The organism is Halogranum rubrum, assembly GCF_900114455.1.
Taxonomy (GTDB): Archaea; Halobacteriota; Halobacteria; order Halobacteriales; family Haloferacaceae; genus Halogranum; species Halogranum rubrum.
In genome coordinates this window covers 863836-882623 of record NZ_FOTC01000002.1, presented here as the reverse complement: position 1 = coordinate 882623, position 18788 = coordinate 863836, and the positions used below count along the sequence as shown (strand labels likewise).

The 18788-nt window shown below is 61.7% G+C and carries 19 protein-coding genes; 12 read left to right on the top strand and 7 right to left on the bottom strand.

Annotation, left to right across the window (positions count from 1 at the left end; translation table 11 throughout):
• Window positions 1-391 precede the first annotated feature (391 nt).
• Window positions 392-880 (top strand): VOC family protein, encoded by a 489-nt coding sequence (locus BM083_RS12855; RefSeq protein WP_089869880.1) that lies wholly within the window; start codon window positions 392-394, stop codon window positions 878-880.
• Window positions 881-1462: a flavin reductase family protein gene (locus BM083_RS12850; protein ID WP_009374571.1), complete on the top strand. Its 582-nt coding sequence runs from the start codon at window positions 881-883 to the stop codon at window positions 1460-1462.
• Window positions 1463-1469: 7 nt separating this feature from the next.
• Here BM083_RS12850 and BM083_RS12845 read toward each other — a convergent pair whose 3' ends face one another.
• On the bottom strand, window positions 1470-1886 hold the full coding sequence (locus BM083_RS12845; RefSeq protein ID WP_089869879.1) for an SRPBCC family protein: 417 nt from the start codon (window positions 1884-1886) through the stop codon (window positions 1470-1472).
• A 36-nt stretch (window positions 1887-1922) separates the two neighbouring features.
• The gene (locus tag BM083_RS23345; RefSeq protein ID WP_177197628.1) at window positions 1923-3257 is read right to left on the bottom strand and encodes a response regulator; all 1335 of its coding nucleotides are present in this window, start codon (window positions 3255-3257) and stop codon (window positions 1923-1925) included.
• Window positions 3258-3552: 295 nt separating this feature from the next.
• On the opposite strand from BM083_RS23345, the gene BM083_RS23340 reads away from it, so the two are divergent.
• The 5 genes from BM083_RS23340 (at window position 3553) to BM083_RS12820 (ending at window position 8544) form a co-directional block, all read left to right on the top strand.
• The gene (locus BM083_RS23340; protein WP_009374579.1) at window positions 3553-3696 is read left to right on the top strand and encodes a DUF7989 family protein; all 144 of its coding nucleotides are present in this window, start codon (window positions 3553-3555) and stop codon (window positions 3694-3696) included.
• A 143-nt stretch (window positions 3697-3839) separates the two neighbouring features.
• On the top strand, window positions 3840-4880 hold the full coding sequence (locus BM083_RS12835) for an ABC transporter ATP-binding protein (protein ID WP_089869878.1): 1041 nt from the start codon (window positions 3840-3842) through the stop codon (window positions 4878-4880).
• On the top strand, window positions 4877-6763 hold the full coding sequence (locus tag BM083_RS12830; RefSeq protein ID WP_089869877.1) for an ABC transporter permease family protein: 1887 nt from the start codon (window positions 4877-4879) through the stop codon (window positions 6761-6763). Before BM083_RS12835 ends, BM083_RS12830 begins: the two co-directional genes overlap by 4 nt.
• Window positions 6756-7805: an ABC transporter permease gene (locus BM083_RS12825; RefSeq protein WP_089869876.1), complete on the top strand. Its 1050-nt coding sequence runs from the start codon at window positions 6756-6758 to the stop codon at window positions 7803-7805. Before BM083_RS12830 ends, BM083_RS12825 begins: the two co-directional genes overlap by 8 nt.
• A 49-nt stretch (window positions 7806-7854) precedes the next feature.
• The gene (locus tag BM083_RS12820) at window positions 7855-8544 is read left to right on the top strand and encodes a DUF8127 domain-containing protein (RefSeq protein ID WP_089869875.1); all 690 of its coding nucleotides are present in this window, start codon (window positions 7855-7857) and stop codon (window positions 8542-8544) included.
• Here the strand turns inward: BM083_RS12820 and BM083_RS12815 are convergent.
• Both BM083_RS12815 and BM083_RS12810 read right to left on the bottom strand, forming a co-directional pair.
• Window positions 8541-9968 carry a small ribosomal subunit Rsm22 family protein gene (locus BM083_RS12815; protein ID WP_089869874.1) on the bottom strand — a complete coding sequence of 476 codons (1428 nt, stop codon included), beginning with the start codon at window positions 9966-9968 and terminating at the stop codon, window positions 8541-8543. The genes BM083_RS12820 and BM083_RS12815 overlap by 4 nt on opposite strands.
• Window positions 9965-10723 carry a prephenate dehydrogenase/arogenate dehydrogenase family protein gene (locus tag BM083_RS12810; RefSeq protein WP_089869873.1) on the bottom strand — a complete coding sequence of 253 codons (759 nt, stop codon included), beginning with the start codon at window positions 10721-10723 and terminating at the stop codon, window positions 9965-9967. Before BM083_RS12810 ends, BM083_RS12815 begins: the two co-directional genes overlap by 4 nt.
• Window positions 10724-10864: 141 nt before the next feature.
• On the opposite strand from BM083_RS12810, the gene BM083_RS12805 reads away from it, so the two are divergent.
• Window positions 10865-11674, top strand: a complete 810-nt coding sequence (locus tag BM083_RS12805; protein ID WP_089869872.1) for a DUF7847 domain-containing protein — start codon at window positions 10865-10867, stop codon at window positions 11672-11674.
• 65 nt (window positions 11675-11739) lie between these two features.
• The gene (locus BM083_RS12800) at window positions 11740-12594 is read left to right on the top strand and encodes an SDR family oxidoreductase (protein WP_009374591.1); all 855 of its coding nucleotides are present in this window, start codon (window positions 11740-11742) and stop codon (window positions 12592-12594) included.
• Between the two features lie 101 nt (window positions 12595-12695).
• Here BM083_RS12800 and BM083_RS12795 read toward each other — a convergent pair whose 3' ends face one another.
• On the bottom strand, window positions 12696-13067 hold the full coding sequence (locus tag BM083_RS12795) for a hypothetical protein (protein ID WP_245756890.1): 372 nt from the start codon (window positions 13065-13067) through the stop codon (window positions 12696-12698).
• Between the two features lie 323 nt (window positions 13068-13390).
• On the opposite strand from BM083_RS12795, the gene BM083_RS12790 reads away from it, so the two are divergent.
• Complete coding sequence (locus tag BM083_RS12790) at window positions 13391-13618, top strand: hypothetical protein (protein WP_089869870.1); 228 nt, start codon at window positions 13391-13393, stop codon at window positions 13616-13618.
• A gap of 188 nt (window positions 13619-13806) precedes the next feature.
• Here BM083_RS12790 and BM083_RS12785 read toward each other — a convergent pair whose 3' ends face one another.
• Window positions 13807-14982, bottom strand: a complete 1176-nt coding sequence (locus BM083_RS12785; RefSeq protein WP_089869869.1) for a M24 family metallopeptidase — start codon at window positions 14980-14982, stop codon at window positions 13807-13809.
• 110 nt (window positions 14983-15092) lie between these two features.
• On the opposite strand from BM083_RS12785, the gene aroA reads away from it, so the two are divergent.
• Together aroA and aroC are read left to right on the top strand one after the other, a co-directional pair.
• Window positions 15093-16394: a 3-phosphoshikimate 1-carboxyvinyltransferase gene (gene aroA, locus BM083_RS12780; protein ID WP_089869868.1), complete on the top strand. Its 1302-nt coding sequence runs from the start codon at window positions 15093-15095 to the stop codon at window positions 16392-16394.
• A gap of 84 nt (window positions 16395-16478) precedes the next feature.
• The gene (aroC, locus tag BM083_RS12775; protein ID WP_089869867.1) at window positions 16479-17636 is read left to right on the top strand and encodes a chorismate synthase; all 1158 of its coding nucleotides are present in this window, start codon (window positions 16479-16481) and stop codon (window positions 17634-17636) included.
• Window positions 17637-17645: 9 nt separating this feature from the next.
• Here the strand turns inward: aroC and BM083_RS22810 are convergent, their stop codons facing one another.
• Complete coding sequence (locus BM083_RS22810) at window positions 17646-18659, bottom strand: hypothetical protein (RefSeq protein ID WP_143085724.1); 1014 nt, start codon at window positions 18657-18659, stop codon at window positions 17646-17648.
• Window positions 18660-18788 lie beyond the last annotated feature (129 nt).

The window sequence follows — 18788 nt, the reverse complement described above, 5'->3', positions numbered from 1 at the left end:
CTCTCGCGGGCGCGGCCGCGGCGTAGTGGTGGCTCACACATGACAGGTTGGTCCGCGAAGCGGGTCGCGCCAACAGCTTCTACTCGACATTGTGTTAAAAATCGTCTCATAAGTGCGTTATAAGACACTATATTCCGTAATATTTCGAACAAACGTCGAGTCACTCACCACAGATAGCGAATGTGTTTCAGAGTAGGGGTTCGAACGCGGGGCGAACTTCTCTCCTCTCCGGTTGTCGCCACCGTCGATCGATTTCTACTGACATCGCCGTTACCTGGTAACGCTCGTGTCCAGTAATGGATATGCTCGTGGCGGGTCTACGAACGGACCGAGAGATGACCGCAACCAACACGTCTCTAAGTCGACACCCCCAACACTCGACTATCTCCCCATGACTGACGCACCACCGACGACGGGCCTGCATCACGTGACAAACATCTGTACCGACATGGACGAGACACGGGCGTTCTACGAGGACGTCCTCGGGTGGCACACCGTCAAGCGGACGCAGAACTACGACGACCCGGGGACGAAACATTACTACTTCTCGCCCACGCCCGCGGGCGAACCCGGGACCAACGTCACCTACTTCGAGTATCCAAACTCCCGGGGGCAACCCGGCCCGGGTGCGAGTCACCACTTCGCCATCGGTGTTGAGGACGAAGACACCCTTCGGGAGTGGCGCGAGCATCTGCTGGACCACGACGTACGCGTCTCGAACATCAAAGACCGCACCTACTTCAAGAGTATCTACTTCAATGACCCCGACGGACTCGTTTTCGAGATTGCGACGAGAGGGCCAGGGTTCACCGCCGACGAGGACGACCCTGGAGCGACCGAAATCGACCCGTTCGAGGAAGGCTACGAGGAGGACGCCTAGATGGAGGGCACACCCGACGAGTTCGGTGCGTACCGACTGCTCGCTGGGGGCGTCGTTCCGCGGCCAATCGCGTGGGTGAGCAGTCGGAGCGGCGACGGCGTGGACAACCTCGCACCGTACAGTTTCTTCAACGTCGTCGCCTACGACCCACCCGTCGTGATGTTTGCGCCCGTGGGAACGGGTGAGAATCTGAAAGATACGCCGCAGAACGTCGTCGACACCGGGTCGTTCGTCGTCAACGTCGTCACGGAGGACCTCGTCGAGGCGATGAACGCGACGAGTGCGACACTCCCGAAGGGCGAAAGCGAGTTCGAACACGTCGGTATCGACGCCGTCGAAGCGACGGAAGTCGACGCCGCCCGTGTCGCCGACGCCAAAGTCGCCTTCGAGTGCGAACTGTACGACACCATCGAAGTCGGCGGGTCGACGATGGTACTCGGCGAAGTCGTGTACGCCCACGTCGCCGACGAGGTGCTGACGGGCGAGAAACTCGACGTGACAAAACTCGACGCCGTCGGCCGCCTCTCCGGTGGCTTCTACGCGAAGACTCGCGACCGATTCGAGTTGGAGCGGCCGGAGTAATCAGTAATCAGGTCGTCGCCAACCGCTCGATACGTCGCAGTGCGCGCTCACAGACGACGGCGTACCCCACGGCGAGCGGTGGAATCTCGAACACGGCGCGGCATCGATTCTCACCGACCGGGTCGACACGGTGGCCGGTCGCCGGTACCTTCGCGACACGCCACGTCCAGCGGTAGACCTCGTCGTCGAAAGTGTCGATTTCGAAAGGAATCCACACCCCGACAACACGGACGCGGCCCGTCGTCCCTCGTCGAATCCGGTCATCCTCGCAGTCGACGGCGGCGACGCTCGGCCCCCACTCGGGCCACCGTTCGGGGTCGGTAAAGAGCGTCCAGACGGTCTCGGCGGATGCGTCGACGATTCGAGAGACTTCGAGGCGTCGGCCGTCGGGAGTCCGGCGGAGGGAGACGTCGGTACGATTCACGTCGGCGGTTCGAGCGCAAGCCCGATAAGTGGGCCGTCAGTCTCCGCCGAGGCGCGTCTTCAGAGTCGCGTCGTCGTCGTCACTCCGCGTCAGTTCGTGTTCAACTTCGTAGCTCACCCACTTGCTGACGAGTTTGACGAACGTCTTTTGGGCGTCGGTGAACGGTCTATCACGCGGTGTCTGGGACGCGAAGCAGAGCGTTCCGTACAGTTCGTCGTCGACGAGAAGTTTCCCGCCGATGTACGACCCGAAGCCGAACCGCTCGTCGGCAGAAGTTCTCTCCCAGTCAGTAGCACGGACGTCGTGTACCGTCAAGAGGTCGTCCTGTTCGATAGTCTCGCGGCAGTACGCTTTCGAGAGTGAACACGACTGCCCGGGGTGGATACGTTCGTGCGACCCGTGAGACACGACGACCGTCTGCGTGCCGTGGTTGGAGTCAGGCTGTTCACCGTCGAACTCGATGGCCGTGACGATGCCGTACGGTGAGTCGAGTTTCTCACAACCCTGTGCGAGCAGTTGGTCGATTTTCTCCCGGACGGTCAGTGTCGGATCCGTCGTCACGTCAGAGAGGTTTCGCAAGAACTCGACCGTCGCTCTGCGTTCTTCTTCTCGCTCTTTTCGGTCGGTAACGTCGCGAGTGAATCCGGTGACGCGAACGACCGTTCCATCGTCGTCGGTGATCGGGTGACCACGCGCCCAGACCCACCGACTGTACTGTTCGCGTTCGTTGACCCGATACTCCACCTCGATCGAGTCTCCCTTAGCGAGATCGTCCATGGCCGCCTTCACTCGGGGCCGGTCTTCGGGGTGAATACCGTCGAAGAAGGTCTCTGGTCGGCGGTGGAGGCTGGTAGTCGTCTGTCCCCACACGCGTTCGTACGCAGAGTTGACGAAGAGTAGTTCTTCCCAGTCGCTCGTGAACATCCAGAGTACGTCGTCGGACTTCTCGCCGAGTTCGTGCATCCACTGCTCTGCTTTCTCGGCACGGTGTCGACTGACTGCGTTGCTGATTCGGTTCGCCAAGAGTGAGTAGTGGTCCGTCCCACTCCCCTTTTGGAGGTAGTCTGTCACACCCGCAGAGATTGCGTCGCTCGCGATCTCCTCGCTCCCCTTTCCCGTAAACAGGATGAACGGGAAGTCGGGATATGCCTCGTGGACTGCTTCGAGGAAGTCGATACCTGTCTTCTCGGGCATGTCGTAGTCCGAGACGAGACAGTCGAAGCGTTCGGTAGTGAAGCGGGCCAGCCCCTCGTCGGCGCTACTCACCGTCTCGACGGTAAACCGTGCGTCCACGCGCTCGAGGAGAATCGCGGTCAACTCCCCGAAATCGGGGTCGTCGTCGACGTGGAGAACACGAATACCGTCACTCATTAGCGGCAGAAATTCCTTTTAGATTGATAAACGTTTCTAACAAGTGAGTAGTACTCTACGAGATAGTTGTACACGTACGAGCGGACGTCGAGTCAGCCTCTCGCCCGGCAATCACGACAGACACGCCCAAATCCGACTACGAGCGGACGAACCAGCTACTGAAACGTCGTGTCTGAAACAGCAACGGGACGAACAGAACGAGCCACGCCGTCCTTAAGGAAATAAGTGTGATAATAATCCTCTATATTTCCTTCGAGAAAGAGTTAATATGGCGTCTGTGTTAACGAGTTGCACGATGACACGAGAGAGCGAAGCACGAACGATGAAAGACGTTAACCATACACCACCGGCCGGCGTCTCGGTGACGAACGTGTGGCAGCGAGGACAGACACCCGAGACGGCAGAGACACCCCAGACGAAGACACCCGCAGACGACTGACGGCCCGATTCGGCCCACGAAGACGACCCTTCTCGGCGAGGATACTGCTTTCTGAGCGGTAGTACCGCTCGTAGTCGTGTACAGAGAACGGACAGTCTGCCCGGTGCCTCGGATTTAACTCCCCCGGTACTAACGCACTCAACATGATTGACGTGCAGAAACTCCGGAAAACCTATGAAGATTTCGTCGCCGTCCGGGGAAGCGACTTCACCGTCGACCGCGGCGAAATCTTCGGCGTCGTCGGTCCCAACGGTGCCGGAAAGACGACGACACTGAAGATGCTGGCCGGCCTCATCGAACCGACTAGCGGCGAGGCCACTCTCGCTGGATACGACGCCGGCGACCCGGAGATGCGCTCGACGCTCGGCTTTCTGCCCGAGGAGTCACCGCTGTACGAGGATATGACGCCGCTGTCGTATCTCCACTTCTTCGCGGACCTCTACAGCGTCCCCGACGACGTCGCCGGCGAACGCATCGGCGACGCACTGGACCGCCTCGAACTCGAACATCGCGAGCGCCGACTCGGCGACATGTCGAAGGGGATGAAGCGGAAAGTCGCCATCGCCCGGTCGCTCGTCAACGACCCCGACATCCTCATCTACGACGAACCCGCCTCCGGACTCGACCCGCTGACGACGAACTACGTCTTGGAGTTCACTCGCGAACTGAGCGAAGCGGGTAAGACCGTCATCTTCAGCGCACACAACCTCTATCACGTCGAGAGCATCTGCGACCGCGTCATCATCATGAACCGTGGCGAAATCGTCGCCCGCGGGTCGGTGCCGGAGATTCGCGACGAACACGGCTACACCGAGTACCACGTGACGACGACAGCACCCGTCGAAGGGGCTGAAGTCGTCAGTGTTGGCGGTGGTGGCGGTGGTGGCGGTGGTGGCGGTGGTGGCGGTGACGGCGTGAACGATACGGGCGAATCGGGTGACACCGGTGAGTCTGGCGACACCTACCGCGTCGTCGTCGACAGCATGGACGAGGTCCGGCGGATTCGCGAATCGGCCGAATCTGCCGGCGGCGACGTAGCCGACATCCGGACCAAAGAACCGAGTCTGGAGGAGATTTTCCTCGACTTGGCGAAACAGCCAGCCACCTACGACCGGACCGTCTCGGGCGAAGGCCGGTCGACTGGAGAGACGCCGCAGGCGACCCCTCCGGAGGGTGGCCGGTGAGCGGTCGACCGAACGGTAGACAGCGTCGCTGGAGACAGATCCTCCGCATCGCTCGCTGGGAAGTCACCAGAAGTGCTGGAACTATCGACCGCCGGACGGCCATCATCGGACTCGTTGCACTCCTTCTCTCCGGAGCGGTATTCGGCGCGACGGCCGCCGCCGGCGTCTCGGGAATCGCACTCGACCGTGACATCTACCGCGTCGGCGTCGCACCCGACAGCCCCTACTACGAACCGGTCGTCCAGAGTGCGGCGCTTTCGGTCCGCCCGCCGAGTGAGGGCCTCACTCCCGGCGGCAGTCTCGACATCCTCGTTCGCGACGGGCAGTTCGCCGTCGCCGACACACAGAAAGGAGAGGCGGCACTCGCGGAGTTCCGCGGTGCAGTTGAGTCCTACAACGACCGACGACTGTCGAGAGAGAAGAACCAGTCGGCCGCGTTCCCGGTGTTCGTCGACCTCCAGTACGTCGCTCGCGACGAGGGGTTCGGTGGGAGCGGTGGCGCGGTCAGCGTCGACGACGGAACTTCGTCGGGAACGACCGGCGGCACAGGTTCGTCGGGTGCCGACGCTGGTTCGAGCGGTGGTTCCGGCCCGGGTGAGACGACGGGTGGCGACAGAGGACCGTCTGCCACTGGTGGCGACGCAAACTCGGACCTCCCCGTCCCCGACGTCGCAACCGGCGGTGGAGGCCTGTTCGGCGGGCAGACCAGTGGGTCGCCCGCGGCCATCAGCCCACCGTTCCCGTTCGGGTCGCTCCTCCTCGCGTTCGTCTTTCTCGTCCCGATGAACTTCGTGATTCAGGCCTACGGAAGTACGATTCTGAACGAGCGAATCAACCGACGCGGCGAACTGCTGCTCGTCGCCCCGGTCGGTCCCGGTGACATCGTCGCCGGGAAGACGCTTCCGTACGTGGCTGCGATGGTACTCGTCACGACTGCCATCACCGTCGCGGTGAGCGTCTTCGGCGGCGGAACCGCCGGAGTCGTCACCGTGTTGAGCGTCTTCCCCGTCGCACTGCTCTTCTTGGCGGCAACCTTCGTCGGCGCGATGTTCGCCCGGTCGTTCAAGGAACTCACGTTCGTCACCGTCGCCGTCTCGGTGTTTCTCACCTCCTACGTCTTCGTCCCGGCCATCTTCACGAACATCACGCCCATCGCGCTCATCTCGCCGCTGACGCTCGTCGTCCGCGACTTGCAGAGTTCGGGTGTCTCACTCCTCCAGTACGGCTTTTCTACTGGACCGTTCTATCTCGGCGCGAGCGTGCTGTTCCTCCTCGGACTCGGCGTCTACCGCGAGGAGGACATGTTCACGCAGCGGCCCGTCCCGCTGAAGTTCCTCGACGCACTCGACAGTCAGATTCGGAGCAAGTGGTCGATGGCGACACTCTCCGCGCTCTTCATTCCGTTCGTCTTCATCGCTGAACTGCTCGCCGTCGCGATTCTCTTCGCGCTCCCCATCGCAGTGTCGACGCCACTCCTCCTCGTCACCATCGCGGGCGTCGAGGAGGTGGCGAAGAGCCTCCACGTCTACGCTGGATTCAAACACGCGCGGTTCCCCCGAACACTCCGGTCGGCGCTCGTCCTCGGGACGCTCTCTGGGTTCGGCTTCTTCGTCGGCGAGAAACTGCTCGCCGTGGTCCAACTCATCGGCTTCGGTGACTTGGAACTCGGTCAGCAGTTGCTGGCCTCCGCTGGCGTCGGTACCGACGTGGACCCCCTCGTCGCGCTCGGACTCTTACTCGCACCGCTCGCACTCCACACGGTCACGACGAGCATCTCGGCGGTGGGTGCCACCAGAGACCGGTGGTCCTACGCCGCGACGGTCGGCGTGGCGACGTTACTTCACGCCGCCTACAATCTCACGGTGGTGACCAGCCTTGTCTGACCCGCGGCTCACTATCGCGAAACGCGAACTGAGCGTCCTCCGCAAGGAGAAGACCATCGTCCTTGCACTACTTATCCAACTGTTCATCGCGGCGTTCTCCTCGTTCTTGGTCGTCGGTCTCGTCTCGCTGTACGACCCGACGAGCGTCGACGGCTACACCGTCGACGTGGCGGTGACCGGCGACGCGCAGGACGACCTTCTCGCCGTGACGAACGACCAGCGCAGCATCCGCGGCCTCGCGTATCCCTCGACAGACGCCGCGATGGACGCCTTCGAGCAACGCCGCGTCGACGCCGTCCTCGATACGGCGGTGGTCGACGACAGGGTTCGAGTGGCGGCCGTCGCGCCGGACTCGAACATCCGGACGACGCTCGTCGTCGTCCAACTCCGCGACGCCCTCCGAGCCTTCGAGCGCGCGGAACGCGCAGACCGGGCAGCCTCGCTCGACACGACGCCGCTCGAACTCCCGCCCGAGGCGACGACAAGTCCCTACTTCGGCTTCACCTACACCGTCTTGATTCCGCTCTTGCTCTTCCTGCCGGTGTTCATCAGTGGCTCTATCGCCGTCGACTCCATCACCGAGGAGTTCGACCGCGGGACGCTCGAACTCCTTCGGGTCGCACCCGTCTCGCTCGTCGACATCGTCGACGGCAAACTCGCCGCGGCCGCCGTTCTCGCCCCGGCGCAGGCGGCGCTGTGGATACTGCTCCTCCGGTTCAACGGGACGCAGGTGCACAACGTCGCGCTCCTGCTCTTGCTCGTCGCGTCGTTCTCGCTGCTCGTCGTCAGCGTCGCCATCGGTATCGCGCTCGCGACGCCGGACCGGCGCTCGGCGCAGTTGATGTACTCGCTGGCCGTGTTGCTGCTCTTCGGCGGGACGGCGCTTCTCCCGTGGAACCCCGCGAACGCCATCGCCCGACTCGCCATCGACAGCGTCGGCACGGACGTACTCGGTGTCGTCGTGGTCTACACCGTCGTGGCTGTCGTCGGGTACGTGGGCGTTCGAAAGTTGACGCACCACGTCGACGAGACGAGCCTCTGAGTTCACCTCGTTTCAGCAGAAACAAATAGTTCGCATCTGGCTCACAGGTATGGCCCTCCCCCCGCGCCGTCGCGGTACGCTGACCGTCCTCCTCGGCTTCGTTCTCTTGCTCAATCCGTTCGTCGTCGGCTACTTCGACATCGGCGACCCGGACCGGTACGAGTACCAAGCGTACGAGGTGTCGTTCACGGAACAAGGCACGGCCGAGATTCCGCGAGAGGTAGACACCGTCGACCCGCAGATTGCCTGCCTCGACGGACTCCGCCCGAGTCGCGCGTGCGTACTCGAACAAGCAGTCCACGAAGACGGTGGCGTCTGGTACGATGGACCGCCGGCTACGTTCATCTACCGTCAGTACGACTACGTCTTCGTCTGGGAGAAAGGCTTCTTCACACCAGTTGCCGAGGAGTACGCTGACCGACCGGTCCGGTACGATATGAAGCCAGTCGCCACCAGCGAGGCACTCGACCGGGTTTCGACGGAGTACGAAGACGCCGACAGGGCCATCCAGTACACCATCCGAGCCGGTAACTACACCGCGCGGGACCCAATCGACGGGGCGAACGAACTCGTCGAACGCGACGGTCAGTACTACGTCGTCGACGGATTCAACGGATGGGAAGACGACGGCGACGGCGGCCGCTCGGACCTCGTCGTCCTCGCCCAGTGGCTCCTCGGCATCGCTGGCGCTCGACTGATTCTCGAAGGCCAGCGAACGAGAGTCGAAGCTGAGGCCTAGGCCGCGACGATGTCGACGACCGTCTCGGCGTCGACGACGAGGTTGTACGCCTCCTCGTCGTCGTTCCAGAGACAGAGGACGTTCTGGATGCCCAACACCGCGCCGTAGGGGGCGTGCTCCAGTTCCTCGTTCAGCACCGACTCCCGCGTGAGCACCGCGTAGTGTTCGACCTGTTCGCTGCCGTCGCCGACTTTGAACACCTTGTTCTTCCCCTCCGAGAGGTTGTGGCTCAGTTTGACGGCGAGGAGGTCGATACGCTCCGTGACGTGCTTCTCCATGTCGGCCATCCGGGCGTGCTTCGTCCCACTGGCGCGAATCTCGAATCGCCGCTTTCCGTCCTTGCGGAGAATCGAGTGCGAGAACTGCACGTCGACGTTGACGAACGTCCCCGGTCCCTCGTCTTCGTCCCAGTCGGTCGCTTCGTCGAGACGACGTTGGAAGCCTGGCGTCTGGAGGTCGTCGCGGACGTCGAACGACCAGCCGTGGTCGGCGGGTTGGTAGCCGTCCCAGAGCCGAAGCGTCGGCGAGTAGACGGTGACGCCCGACCCCGGTTCGGTGACGGCGCGTTCGACTTTTCGCAAGCCCATCGAGGTGTTCAGGTCGGCGGGTTCGACGGCGACGAGCGACCCATCGTCGGCGACCACGTCGAGGTAGTTTCGAACCACCGTCTTCGGGTCCTCCAGTTCCGAGAGGACGTTGCCGAAGAGCACGAGGTCGAACTCGCCCGACTCGCTCAACTCGCTTGGGTCGACGTCTTCGGCCGTCTCCTCGTGAATCGTCGTGTGGAAGTTCCGGCCCGTCTCCTCCAAGAGATGAGAGAGGACATCAGCGTTGGCGCTCGGTTCGAGCGCGTGGTAGTCGACGAGTGCGTCCTCGCCCACGTAGTCGTGGAGGCCGAGCGCCGGACCGCCCGCGCCCGCCCCGACGTCGAGGACGCGGAGTTTCCGGGGAAGCAGGCCCTTCTTCGCGAGGTCTTCGAGGACGTAGCCAGCGACGGCGTAGTTGTCCGGCAGGTGGTAGATGGCGTAGCCGAGTGCGGCGACGTCGTCGTACTCGACGGGGTTCTGGTAGAAGTAGTCCGTCTTGAGGTGGCGAATCGACTCCCGGAGCGCGTCGCCCGACTCGTCCATGTGCCAGTTCGCGCCGTACTCTCTGACGAGCAGGTCTTCGAGGGCGAAGCTGTACTCGTCTGGGAAGGACTCTGGATGCCATCGCTGAACGGCGACCGGGTCCTCGTCGACGGGGACGAACGTCCCGTCTTCCTGTTCGAGCAGGCCGAGGTCGAACGCTTCCTCGCGCAGCGTCTGCTTCACGACGGCGGGGTGTGGACTCCCTTCGACGTACTCGGCAATCTCTTCGGGGTCGATTGGTCGGACCTGCCGGAGGTACTTCGCGTTGTCGCGGACGGCGTCACGGTCTATCATCGGTCGGCCTCCTCTCTCGTCGTCTCGAATCGACTCGACACGTCGTGATACAGCGACTCGAACTCGTCGTCGTCGGCCGCCGCGATTTGGGCGGCGGCGGCGGCGACGTCGTCCGCACCTTCGAAGACGGACTGAATCTCGCTGTAGACTTGCGGCGACCCGTCGCTCACCGTCTCGACGAGGTCACGAAGTCCGGCGGAGACCGGCGTGGCGAACTCGTCGCGGACGTCGCCCGCGGCGAGTGCGTAGGCCAACACGGCGGTGTGTGCGCCCGCCTGTACCGTCTCCATCGCCTCGTCGTGTTCCTCGACGGTGGTCTCGAAGACGTGGTTGTCTGCGGCGGTCATGTCGTCGCGGATGGCGTCGGTCACGGGACCGGACTCGTCGGTGACGACAGCGACGTTGCCGGGAGCGTTTCGCGGTGCGAAGAGGGGGTGAAAGCTGACGCGCTCGCAGTCGGGCGCGTGCTCTCGCATCGCGGCGACCGGAGCGGCCATCACGCCAGTGATGTCGAAGACGGCACGCTCGGCCAGCGGCGCGTAGACTTCGATGGTGTCGATGACGGCGGACATGGGGACCGCGAGGCAGAGCGCGTCGAAGCGTTCCTCGGTGTCGACGGGGACGACCCGTCCGTCGACTGCCTCGGCCGCCGTCTCCGCAGCGTCGGCGTCGCGGTCCAGAAAGGCGACGTCGGCGTCGACGGTGTCGGCGACCCAGCGGCCCATCGCACCCGCACCGACGATGAGCAGGTTCATTGCGCGAAGGTAGCCCGTCGCGTTTCAAAAGGGGTTCGGTGCGGGCGGGCCAGTCACGCGTGCGCGCCTCCGCTTCGTGTGACAGTCACGCCCACAGCTGTCGACGGAAAGACACATATGTGACCCGAGAGGAGCGCCTGTATGGTCGCCCTCCACTCGCTCTCCACCGCCTTCCAGACCATCGCTCACCGACCGACACTCGTCCTCCCCGCCGCGATACTGGGGTTGATTTCGGTTCTGAGTGTCGTCGCGCAAGGTTCGGTCTGGGCACTCCCCGTCTCGCTCGCGCAACTCGTCGCGATACCGTTCGTCGTCGCCGGATTCGTCGCACTCGTCGAAGATGCGCGACCCGGCGGCCGAGAGACTCGCGACTTCGTCGCCGCCGGAAAGCGTTACTTCCTCACTGTACTCGGTGGGAACGTGCTCCTCGGGATCGTCATGGTGATTATCGCGGGTATCCTTCTCGTCACGGCTGTCCTCGCCCTCGGTGGCTTCGACGCCGTGTTCCACGGCGAGTTCGTCATCACGCCTGTGAGTGTCGGCATCGTCGGCGTCGTCGGCATTCTGGGCTGGCTCGTCTCGCTCCTCTTTCGGTTCTTCATCCCGGCCGTCGTCGTCGAGGACCGCCGCGTCGGCGACGCACTCGGCCGGAGTGTCGAGTTCGTCACTGGCAACTTCCTCAGCGTCGTCGGCTTTGCGCTGGTCGCCGAGACGATTTCGCTCGTCCTCGGTCTTCTTCCGATGTGGTACTTCCTGTATGGAGCACCGACGAGCGTCGACGAGTTCGTGGCGGCTGCTGGCCCCAGTTTCGCGGGAACACCGACGCCGCTCGGCCTCGCCATCCTGTTTCTGACCGGTGTCGTCGCGTCGCTCGTCGGTCAGACGTACCTCGTCTGCTTCTTCGGTGAGTGCACTGACGCCCAATCAGACCGACCGTCGACGACCTACTAAACAACTCTTCGCGCGTCGTCGCGCGTGCACGAACGGTCAAGTGACCCCCCGCCGAACGCGTGGGCATGGCTGACACATCACCCGAAGCACTCGACGGACGAGTCGCGTTCATCACCGGGACGAGTCGCGGCATCGGGAAAGCACTCGCTCTGCGTCTCGCCGACGCGGGCGTGAAAGTCGTCTCGACGGGCAAGAGCGTCGAACCGCACGACAAGCTTCCCGGCACCATCGTCGAGACGACAGAAGAGATTCGCGAACAGGGCGGCGAGTCCATCTACCTCGAACTGGACGTCCGCGACGAGGACAGCGTTCAGCGAGCCATCGACGAGACGGTCGACGAGTGGGGGCAGTTGGACATCGTCATCAACAACGCGGGCGCGATTCACCTCGCACCGTTCGAGGAGACGCCGCCGAAGCGGTTCGACCTGCTCATGGACGTGAACGCCCGGGGCGCGTACACGACGACACAGGCCGCGTTACCGCATCTGAAGGAGAGCGACCACAGTCACGTCCTGATGATGTCGCCGCCGCTCGGGATGGAGGCCGCCCCTGGCAAGGCCGCCTACGCGCTCTCGAAACTCGGGATGACGTTCTTCGCCAACTCGCTGTCCGAGGAACTCTCGGGCGACGACGTCGGCGTCAACAGCCTCTGGCCCGTCGCGGCCATCGAGACGGAGGCGACGCGGCACTTCGACCTCGGCCGACCGGAAGATTGGCGCACGCCCGAGGTGGTGTGCGACGCGACGATGGAGATTCTAACCCGCGACCCGACCGAGTGTACGGGTAACCAGTTCTACGACGAGGACTTGCTCACGGAGGCTGGCGTCGACGACTTCTCGCAGTACGCCGTCGTCGAGGGAACCGACCCCGGCCCGACGTCGGCGTGGCTGTTCGACCCGGAGTACGAGCGCCCGGAGTAGGCGAGTCTGCCGGTACTCTCACGTTTTGATAGAGATAGTCTGCTGAATAGCGAGAGTGTATGTCGCACGAGTCGGAACGCTCGCGAAGCCAAGAGAGTTTGTCACAGCGTGGTAGTCCCTTTGGGCACCGATGTCCAGCACCGGTTCCGAGGATTTTCTGACGAGACGAACGGCGTCTCCGAGCAGATCGGTCTGTACGCGAGGCGGTAGACGAAATCGTCGTGGCCGACGAAGAATCCGGATGGAACCGACATCTCGTGCTCCGTGCGGTCGTAGTACGGTAGCCTCTCGAGGGCATCTGCGACAGTCTCGTACTCTCTCCAACTCAATCGGAAGTCCATCACCCCACGAGGGTCTTCTTGCTTCACGCGGTCAAGCGCTCGCTGTATCAACGGCTCTTCGCTGAGCCTATCGTCGGAAGCGGAGACAACGTCTGGGACTTCGGACGACGACAGATGCATGACTGTGAGCACGCCCCCATCGATACCCTCGAGGTTGAGACAGCCACTCAACCCAGCAACAGTACCGAGAGTCAGTGTCGCAAGTAGTGACCGTCTCTTCACTCCCATGACTTGTCTCTATGGTTAAATTGTTGTTTTGGGATTCAGATTACTACGCCCGATTCGCGTCCTGTATTCAGCATACCCACTGAAACCTCGCCAAGGCGGCGATGGCGTGAGCGGTGGCAGTGCAGTCAGTGGAGTAGTGCCGGTGGAAACACCGAAGTACGTAGAGGAGCGAGAGCAAGGCAACCAATGAGTCGTGGGTTGTTCGACAGAGCGCGCGAGTTCCGGCAGTGGGTGAGCGCGTTGTCAGCGGTCAGACGACTCGCCCTTCTCTTCGGGTCAGTGGGGTCTTCTACATCACGCAGGGAATCGCGACGGCCGAAGAACAGGAGGCTGTCGTCGTCCTCGCCGCCGGTGGTCTTTCTGCCGTCTCCGCTCTCGTCGCGCTCTACTCCGTCTACGTCGTGCTTCGGCCATTCATCAGCGCTGGGTCATCGGACGACGCCGAAGTGGAGTAGTCCAAATCAACGAACCAGCGACTCAGAAGCGCCTAGCGTGGCGCTCGAGATATTCTGCTCTGTCGAACGCGTAGAGATCACGGGGATTCGAGATCTCTAGTTAGCACACCCCCAGAAACCAGTCAACGGTTGTGGAATTCGAACGGGGCAGAGTAGCCACGAAAACCGGTGCAGTCCGCAGAACTAGCTTACTCGACGACCAGTTCGATTTCGTAGTCGGTGAGGTTCTCGTAGCCGTCGTCGGTGACGACGACGATGTCCTCGATTCGGACGCCGCCGACGTCTGGGTCGTAGAGACCGGGTTCGATGGTGATGATGTGGCCGGCTTCCAGTTCCTCACCGTTCGTGCTCACGTGTGGGAGTTCGTGGACGTCGAGGCCGACGCCGTGACCGGTGCTGTGGATGAATCCCGTCTCAGTCGTCGGGTCGTCACGTAGCGTCGGCAGACCCGCTTCCTGATAGATGTCGCAGACGGCGTCGTGTACGTCCTCGCCCGTCGCGCCCGGTTCGACCGCGTCGAGTGCGGCGTCGAGTGCCTCGTGGGTGAGGTCGTACCACTCGCGAACCGTCTCGCTCGGTTCCCCTTTGCAGAAGGTTCGAGTCATGTCGGCGTGGTACTTCGTCGACTTGTTCTTCGGGAAGATATCGATGATGATGGGTTCGTCCGCTTCCAGCGGGCCACTCCCGCGGTCGTGCGGGTCGGCGGCGTTTGCGCCGCAGGCGACGATAGTCTCGTCGAGCGCACAGCCCTCCCGGAGGAGCGTGACTTCGATTTCCTCTTTGACGCGTTCGCTCGTCAGCGGTTCGCCCTCGTAGTGGAGAACGCCGTCTTCGACGTTGGCGGCGGCGATGAGGTCCTCGGCGGCGTGCATCGACTGCTCGTTGGCCTTCTGTGCCTCGCGGACGTGTTCGACTTCCTCGTCTTCCTTCACGGCGCGAATCTCGGTGACGACGTCGCGTTCTTCGACGGTGACGTCGACGTCGAGGGCGCGCAGGTCGTCGGCCGACCCGAGCGGGAAGCGTCGGGGTGTCACGACCGACTCGACTTCGTACTCGTCGAGGAACTCCGCGCGAGCGCGTGCTGAGGCCTCGTAGCGACCGTACTCCTGCATCTTTCCACGCATGTCGAAGTCCGACCCGCGTCGGACCTCGTCGGCGCGGGCCTCTTTCTTGGCGCGACCGTATTCGAGACCCGAGACGAGGAGGTACGTCCCCTCTGGCGTGTAGAGCGTCGTGAACGGGTCGGGTGCGTCGAACCCAGAGAGGTAGCGTTGCGTGGAGTCGTCGCTGGCGGCGTCGACGAGGTAGCCATCGGCGTCGACGGCGTCGAGGTAGTCGTCGAGTGCGGAGAAGTCCGGTTCCATGGTTCGAGATGCCACACCGAGTGCGTAAATCGATTGCTGTCTCCCCATTCACTGACCGGCATACTCACCGCCTCCGGTAGCCTGATACGGGCACACACAGACACGCCGGTATGGACATCGAACTCTCGCAGTCACGCGTGCACGGTCGAGCACGCGCCCCGCCCTCGAAGAGTTACACACACCGCGCGATTCTCGCCGCCGGCTACAGCGCCGGTGCGCTCGTCTACAACCCGCTGAACAGCGCCGACACACAGGCGACGATGCGAGCGGTCGAAGCGTTTGGCGGCGACGTCGACCGCGACACCGACGAAGACGTCCTAGACGTCACCGGGTTCGACGGCCGCCCGGGCGTCCCTGCGAACGTCATCGACTGCGCCAACAGCGGGACGACGATGCGTCTCGTCACCGCCTGTGCCGGCCTCGCCGACGGCATCTCGATTCTGACCGGCGACTCGTCGCTCCGCTCGCGTCCGCAGGGGCCGCTCCTCGACGCCCTCGACGCCCTCGGCGGTCGTGCCGAGAGCACGAGAGGCAACGGTCAAGCCCCACTCGCAATCAAAGGTCCCATCTCGGGCGGGTCGGTGTCGATTCCGGGCGACGTCTCCTCGCAGTACATCACGGCACTGCTCATGGCCGGCGCAGTCACCGAGGAGGGTATCGACGTGAACCTCGAAACGGAACTCAAATCGGCCCCGTACGTCGACATCACGCTCGAAGTCTTGGACGCCTTCGGCGTCGAGGCAGAGCAGACCGACGACGGGTTCTCCGTTCCCGGTGGCCAGTCGTACGAACCGACAGACGGCGAGTACCACGTTCCCGGAGACTTCTCGTCGATGTCGTACCTCCTCGCTGCCGGGGCAGTCGCCGCCGACGAAGGGAAAGAACTCGTCGTCGCCGGCGCCCAACCGAGTGCACAGGGTGACAGCGCCATCGTCGACGTGCTCGAACGGATGGGTGCAGACATCGACTGGAACCGAGAGGACGGCTACATTACGGTCCAGAAGTCTGACCTCTCCGGCGTCGAAGTCGACGTCGGCGATACACCAGATCTGCTGCCGACCATCGCCACACTGGGTGCTGTCGCCAGCAGCGACACTCGCATCGTCAACTGCGAACACGTCCGGTACAAAGAGACAGACCGCGTGAGCGCGATGGCACAAGAACTCACGGAGATGGGCGCGACAGTCACCGAAGAACAGGACGTGTTGACAGTTCACGGTGACGAGTCCAGCCTCGAAGGAGCCGCCGTCGACGGTCGCGGCGATCACCGTATCGTCATGTCTCTCGCCGTGGCCGGACTCGTCGCCGACGGGACGACGACCATCGCGGGCGGGGAACACGTCGACGTCTCGTTCCCCGACTTCTTCGACGTCCTCTACGACCTCGGTGCAGACGTGCGACACGTACAGTAGAGAGAATCCGTCTCTCCCCTCGGCTTCGCAAACTGCTTGCGTCTTCTGCAAACGCTAAATGCCCGGAAGCCACACCCACAGGTAATGAACGGAAACCGCTTCGGCCGACTCTTCCAGGTCACCACCTACGGAGAGAGTCACGGCGAGGCCATGGGCGTGACAGTCAGTGGCTGTCCCGCCGGTCTCGAACTCAGTGAAGAAGACATCCAAGGCGACCTCGACCGACGAAAGCCCGGCCAGTCGATGATTACGACGAGTCGCGGCGAACCAGACGAGGTCACCATCAACTCAGGCGTCCAAGATGGCTACACCACGGGGACGCCAATCGGGATGGTCATCCAGAACAAAGACGCTCGCTCCGGGAAGTACGAACCCTACATCACCGCACCGCGGCCGAGTCACGGCGACTTCACCTACTCCGCGAAGTTCGGCACGCGCAACTGGGGCGGCGGCGGGCGTTCGTCGGCGCGCGAGACAGTCAACTGGGTCGCCGCCGGCGCGATTGCCAAGAAGATTCTCGCGACGCAGGGTGTCGAAGTCAAAGCACACGTCAACCAGATTGGTGACATCGAAGCGCCAGAAGTCTCGTGGGAGGAAATACTCGAACACAGCGAGGAGAACGACGTCCGCTGTGCGCACCCTGAGACAGCCGAGAAGATGCTTGACCGAATCGACGAGTACCAGAAGGAGGGAGACTCTATCGGTGGCAGTATCTACTTCGAGGCTCGCGGCGTCCCACGCGCACTCGGCGCGCCGCGCTTCGACTCCTTCTCGGCACGCCTCGGACAGGCGTTGATGTCGGTTCCGGCGGCATCGGCGTTCGAGTTCGGCCTCGGCAAAGAGGCCCGCGAGTGGACCGGCAAAGACCGAAACGAGGATTGGGAGTTCGACGACGACGGTGACCCGATTCCCGTCGGCAACACTCACGGCGGGATTCAAGGCGGTATCACGACCGGCCAACCCGTCTACGGCGAACTGACGCTTCACGCACCGACGTCGATTCCGAAGCAACAGACCACCGTCGACTGGGAGACAGGTGAGGAAAAGGAGATTCAGGTCGTCGGCCGACACGACCCGGTGCTGCCACCGCGCGGCGTGCCCGTCGTCGAGGCGATGGTGCAGTTGACAGTACTCGACTTCATGCTCCTCGGTGGGCACATCAACCCGGACCGACTGGACGGGAAGGTTGGAGAGTATCGGACGGACTACCACCCACGGAGTCCGGAGAATATGGGGGAGTAGAGAGTTAAATCAATTTTCGTAGTCCAAATATTTTGTCAGGTCTTCACCTAACGTTTTTTCGAATAACACCGAGAGCAAGCTCGGCTTTTCAGCGTCCACGAATTCAAACGTGTCGACAATTCTGTCAACTAATTCATCAAGCGTGATTTCTCTATTATCATACTCTTGAACCCACGATTGAGAGATATTGAATATCAACTCTTCGTTTTTATCAATGCGAACTCTCGCTTCTAAGTTCGCACACGGGAAACTCCCGCCTGCGAACGTACCTGAATACCCTACAAGAATTATCTCTATCATCTCCTCGATATCCACGCCATCAGGCACTCCAAACTGCAAATTAACTGAACCACCATCTTTAGTATTGTAACTTAAATTTGGTTCGTCAATTATATCCGTCAGATGGGTGAAACGTATTAGCTCTGAACCCATTTGTTCTATTTCCGTCTCTTCAATTGCACCTGCCACATGAGAACGCGGCCACCACGAATTAGTGACTAGTTGTAAGAAAATTGCCACTGTTACGAACAGCAACAGCCCTGTAACAAGGGGACGAGCGGGAAAGAGCACGTACAGTTCGTAAACTGTGAAAGGATATGATAGGAACACAATTAGCGCAGAAAAGATGACCAAGATGCCTAATAGCAGTCTCTTTTTTGGAATTCCTTCATGTCTATTTAGTTTAATCAAATACTGTGGATATTGATGTACTTCTCCTCTATTCAGAAGAGTGTGAACAACACGCTGTGTCTCTTCCTTTTCAGAGATAGTGGATGACGCTCCTTGAGGGCCTGCGACAGACCGCCAAGCACCATGAAACAAGACTGCACAAGAGAGTAGTACGATTGTAGAAACAAAGTAAAACCCAGTAGATTCGATTATTGGAGTCGCTTTTAATAACGGCGATGATGACACTGATTCCACAAAAATATATCCGAAAGATAATGCGGGAAGGTACACAATGCGGTATCCTAGTTCGCTAGCCCGGTCTAGTGCAGACAGAACCATGTTGATTGATTCCATGATATCCGACATACATAACTATATTTGTATTTTCTGAGTGGACGAAAGTGATAGGTGAGCTAAATATAACGTGGTAGATTATTATTAAAATGGACAATTTCTCTCAGGTATTGCTTTGACAGAACTGTT

Excerpts from the sequence above, each read along its gene's own strand:
- BM083_RS12855 (WP_089869880.1), top strand. The coding sequence starts at position 392 with ATGACTGACGCACCACCGACGACGGGCCTGCATCACGTGACAAACATC.
- BM083_RS12850 (WP_009374571.1), top strand. The coding sequence starts at position 881 with ATGGAGGGCACACCCGACGAGTTCGGTGCGTACCGACTGCTCGCTGGG.
- BM083_RS23345 (WP_177197628.1), bottom strand. The coding sequence starts at position 3,257 with ATGAGTGACGGTATTCGTGTTCTCCACGTCGACGACGACCCCGATTTC.
- BM083_RS23340 (WP_009374579.1), top strand. The coding sequence starts at position 3,553 with ATGACACGAGAGAGCGAAGCACGAACGATGAAAGACGTTAACCATACA.
- BM083_RS12835 (WP_089869878.1), top strand. The coding sequence starts at position 3,840 with ATGATTGACGTGCAGAAACTCCGGAAAACCTATGAAGATTTCGTCGCC.
- BM083_RS12820 (WP_089869875.1), top strand. The coding sequence starts at position 7,855 with ATGGCCCTCCCCCCGCGCCGTCGCGGTACGCTGACCGTCCTCCTCGGC.
- BM083_RS12815 (WP_089869874.1), bottom strand. The coding sequence starts at position 9,968 with ATGATAGACCGTGACGCCGTCCGCGACAACGCGAAGTACCTCCGGCAG.
- BM083_RS12810 (WP_089869873.1), bottom strand. The coding sequence starts at position 10,723 with ATGAACCTGCTCATCGTCGGTGCGGGTGCGATGGGCCGCTGGGTCGCC.
- BM083_RS12805 (WP_089869872.1), top strand. The coding sequence starts at position 10,865 with ATGGTCGCCCTCCACTCGCTCTCCACCGCCTTCCAGACCATCGCTCAC.
- BM083_RS12800 (WP_009374591.1), top strand. The coding sequence starts at position 11,740 with ATGGCTGACACATCACCCGAAGCACTCGACGGACGAGTCGCGTTCATC.
- BM083_RS12785 (WP_089869869.1), bottom strand. The coding sequence starts at position 14,982 with ATGGAACCGGACTTCTCCGCACTCGACGACTACCTCGACGCCGTCGAC.
- aroA (WP_089869868.1), top strand. The coding sequence starts at position 15,093 with ATGGACATCGAACTCTCGCAGTCACGCGTGCACGGTCGAGCACGCGCC.
- aroC (WP_089869867.1), top strand. The coding sequence starts at position 16,479 with ATGAACGGAAACCGCTTCGGCCGACTCTTCCAGGTCACCACCTACGGA.
- BM083_RS22810 (WP_143085724.1), bottom strand. The coding sequence starts at position 18,659 with ATGGAATCAATCAACATGGTTCTGTCTGCACTAGACCGGGCTAGCGAA.